The organism is Craterilacuibacter sp. (genome assembly GCF_051659485.1).
Classification (GTDB): domain Bacteria; phylum Pseudomonadota; class Gammaproteobacteria; order Burkholderiales; family Chromobacteriaceae; genus Craterilacuibacter.
The window spans coordinates 1-3,316 of the sequence record NZ_JBOFOO010000326.1 but is presented as its reverse complement, the minus strand read 5'-3'; the positions used below and the strand labels follow the sequence as shown (position 1 = coordinate 3,316).

4 protein-coding genes are annotated in these 3,316 nt (G+C 59.9%); 3 read left to right on the top strand and 1 reads right to left on the bottom strand.

Annotated elements, in window-relative coordinates; translation table 11 throughout:
• Positions 1-201 precede the first annotated feature (201 nt).
• Positions 202-516 (bottom strand): metalloregulator ArsR/SmtB family transcription factor, encoded by a 315-nt coding sequence (locus ACRC1E_RS11245; protein WP_438515188.1) that lies wholly within the window; start codon positions 514-516, stop codon positions 202-204.
• Positions 517-609: 93 nt separating this feature from the next.
• Here ACRC1E_RS11245 and ACRC1E_RS11240 point away from each other — a divergent pair, with 93 nt between their 5' ends.
• The 3 genes from ACRC1E_RS11240 (at position 610) to ACRC1E_RS11230 (ending at position 3,196) form a co-directional block, all read left to right on the top strand.
• Positions 610-1,470, top strand: a complete 861-nt coding sequence (locus ACRC1E_RS11240; protein ID WP_438515187.1) for an MBL fold metallo-hydrolase — start codon at positions 610-612, stop codon at positions 1,468-1,470.
• Between the two features lie 53 nt (positions 1,471-1,523).
• Positions 1,524-2,516, top strand: coding sequence for a DUF2804 domain-containing protein (locus ACRC1E_RS11235; RefSeq protein WP_438515186.1), 993 nt, complete (start codon positions 1,524-1,526; stop codon positions 2,514-2,516).
• 86 nt (positions 2,517-2,602) lie between these two features.
• The gene (locus tag ACRC1E_RS11230) at positions 2,603-3,196 is read left to right on the top strand and encodes a beta-class carbonic anhydrase (RefSeq protein WP_438515185.1); all 594 of its coding nucleotides are present in this window, start codon (positions 2,603-2,605) and stop codon (positions 3,194-3,196) included.
• The last annotated feature ends 120 nt before the right edge of the window (positions 3,197-3,316 follow it).

The window sequence follows — 3,316 nt, the reverse complement described above, 5'->3', positions numbered from 1 at the left end:
GTCGCTGGCGCCTTCCAGCACACCGCCCAGCATGCCGCTGATACCGGCGATACGCCCCAAGAGCAGCACCAGTGCGCTGGCGGCGAGGCCGATCAGCATGCCGCCAGCCAGCGAGGCGACGGGTGTAAATACATCCCAGGCAATATTCATGATGGTGACCCTTTAATTGATACCGGCAAGACGCCAGTGCCTTGTAATGCCTCAGCTACTGGCGGCCGTGCCTTGTGCGCAAAAAATGCCGTGCAATGAAGCCAGCAAAACCATCGCATCCTGACTGGCCACACGGTAATACACCCATTTCCCCTCGCGCCGGGTCGCAACCAAGCCTTCATTGCGCAAGACGCCCAGCTGTTGCGACAAGGTCGGCTGGCGGATACCGGTCAGCTTTTCCAGCTCGGAAACCGATTTTTCGCCATCAACCAACTGGCACAGCAGCAGCAAACGGTCTTCATTCGCCAGACTTTTCAATAAGCCGGCAGCGCGGGCGGCATTCTCCCGCAGCAAATTCATATCCATGATCTGTCCTCTGATGGTGCTCATATTATATTTACAAATATATTGTTTTTCAATATAGTTTATTCATCAGCGACAAAAGCGGAGTGCCACCCGATGACAACCCCTGTGCAAGCCTTCTTTGACCCGGCAACCTGGACGGTCAGCTATGTGGTTTACGATCAGGTGGGCGGCCATGCTGCAATCATCGATCCGGTACTCGATTACGATCCCAAGTCGGGCCGTACCGGCACGCGCTCGGCACAGCAACTGGTCGACTTTATTCAGGCGCAGGCACTGACCGTAGACTGGATACTGGAAACCCATGCCCATGCCGACCACCTGTCGGCCGCCGCCTGGCTCAAACGGCAAGTGGGCGGCCACAGCGCCATCGGCGATAGAATCGGCACGGTGCAAGCCACCTTCAGCAAGGTGTTCAATCTGGAAGCCGGCTTTGCTAGCGACGGCAGCCAGTTCGACCACCTGTTTGCACCGGATGAAGCCTTTGCCATCGGCACGCTGGCGGCCCGTGCGCTGGCGGTGCCGGGACATACGCCAGCCGACATGGCTTATCATATCGGCGATGCCGTCTTTGTCGGCGACACCCTGTTCATGCCGGATGTGGGCAGTGCCCGCTGCGATTTTCCCGGCGGAGATGCCGCCGCCCTTTACCGCTCTGCGCGGGCCTTGCTATCGCTACCCGGCGAGACACGGCTATTCATGTGTCACGACTATCCGCCACCAGAACGTCAGCCCGCCTGGGAAAGCACGGTCGCCGAGCAGCGGCGGCTGAATATCCATCTGAACGATACCGTGACGGAAGCGGCATTCATCGCCATGCGGCAACAGCGCGATGCGACCCTGGCCATGCCCACGCTGATTCTGCCCTCGGTGCAGATCAATATCCGCGCCGGCGAAATGCCGCCCAAAGACACAAATGGCGTCGCCTACCTGAAAATCCCGCTGGATCTGCTGTAAACTCGGTACATCTTTGACTACAGGGCGCGGACATAAACACCGCCCCAAGATAGATGGACCCCTCACCGCTTTTACCCGCGCCGTCCCGACTGGTTCACGAGCGCGGGATTCCCGCCTTTGGCATGTATCAGGGCATGGTTGCGGCCCTGAGCTGGCAGCCCCTCAAGGCCAGCTGGCTTCCCCGCTTGACACGCAAACTGCACCACAAGCGCTGGCAATATGCCGCCTTCGCCCACGAGGCGTATTTTATCGGCGTCGCCGTCGTCGATCTGGGCTGGTGCAGCACCGCTTTTGCCTATCTGTTCGATAGAAAAACCGGCCAGATTGCGGCCAGTTTCTCTGCCGATGGCCTGCCCGGCCTGTCTACCCGGATAGAAGACCGCGCCTTTGGCCATGCATCGTTCCGTTCGCGCAGCGGCAATCTGGTGTTCAGCCGTGACAACGAACGCATAGAGCTGGAAGTGCGTACGCCACAACTGCGGCTGGCCGCCCATATTGTGCTGGATGCCGACACCCCTACGCTATGCGCCATTGCCCCGGCCAATTATCTGGCGCACTCGACCCACAAGACGGGCGGCCTGATGGTCAGCGGCTATGCCGATACCGGCAGCGGCCGTTATTCGCTGGATGGTGCCGTCGCCAGCCTGGACTCATCCAACGGCCTGCTGGCGCGCGATACGGCCTGGTGCTGGGCCAGCGCACACAGCCGCGAGCTCGGATTCAACCTGCAAGCCGGCTATATGGGCGATGCCGAAAACGCCATCTGGCTACATGGCCGCCTGCTGCGGGTGGGCAAGGTCAGCTTCGACTACAGCAGCAGCGATCCGATGGCACCGTGGACCATACAGAGCGAGGACGGCCTGCTTGATTTGCGCTTTACCCCGGAAGGCATGCGTCGTGAAAACAAGAACCTGCTGATAGCCGCCAGCCGCTATGTGCAGCCGATAGGCAGCTTCAGCGGCGTACTGACCGACCCGGCCAGCGGCGCACGCCATATTGTCGACCGCCTAAGCGGGGTCACCGAGGATCATGCATCGCGCTGGTAGCCGCTACTGTCAAAACCCGGTGCTTTGGTGATACGATCCGCCCAAATTAGAGCGCCTATTCCACTCGACACAGGAGAACAGCAGCGATGCGCGTACTGCATGCCCTGCTCGAACATAATCACGAATTCGTCATCAGCCGCGAATACGAGAAGTTCCGTACCGACAAGTTTCCCGACAAGAACCTGGCTGTTTTGGCCTGCATGGATGCACGTCTGGTCGAGTTGCTGCCCAAGGCCATGGGACTGAAAAACGGTGATGCCAAGCTGATCAAGAATGCAGGCGCACTGGTCACCCACCCCTGGGGTTCGGTGATGCGCAGCCTGCTGATTGCCGTTTACCAGCTCAGGGCCGAAGAAATCTGCGTGGTTGCCCACCACGATTGCGGCATGAATGCCATCGATCCGGCACAGGTACTGGACAATGCCCTCACACGCGGCGTCAGCCCGGAGACCCTGACCACCTTGCGCGCCGCCGGCATTGATCTGGATGCCTGGCTCAAGGGTTTCGACAATGTAGAAGACAGCGTGCGCCACACGGTCGATATCATCCGCAAGCACCCGCTGATGCCGCGTGATATTCCGGTACACGGCCTGGTGATCAGCCCGGCCACCGGCGCGCTGACCGTGATCGTGGATGGCTACGCGGATACACCCAATAAGCTGTCAACCACCCCGGCCTGAAGGCCGAGGCTTGCAGAGTTAATCCGCAAGTCTGAGGTTGACCAGACCCAGCGCCGCAAGGTGCTACGTTGTACCGAAGACCGCAGACCCACCCTCAGATGCTTCCTCAGTCTGATGCTC

Bases quoted from the DNA above. Each gene is read 5' to 3' on its own strand.
- ACRC1E_RS11235 (WP_438515186.1), top strand. From the start codon at position 1,524: ATGGACCCCTCACCGCTTTTACCCGCGCCGTCCCGACTGGTTCACGAG.
- ACRC1E_RS11230 (WP_438515185.1), top strand. From the start codon at position 2,603: ATGCGCGTACTGCATGCCCTGCTCGAACATAATCACGAATTCGTCATC.
- ACRC1E_RS11245 (WP_438515188.1), bottom strand. From the start codon at position 516: ATGGATATGAATTTGCTGCGGGAGAATGCCGCCCGCGCTGCCGGCTTA.
- ACRC1E_RS11240 (WP_438515187.1), top strand. From the start codon at position 610: ATGACAACCCCTGTGCAAGCCTTCTTTGACCCGGCAACCTGGACGGTC.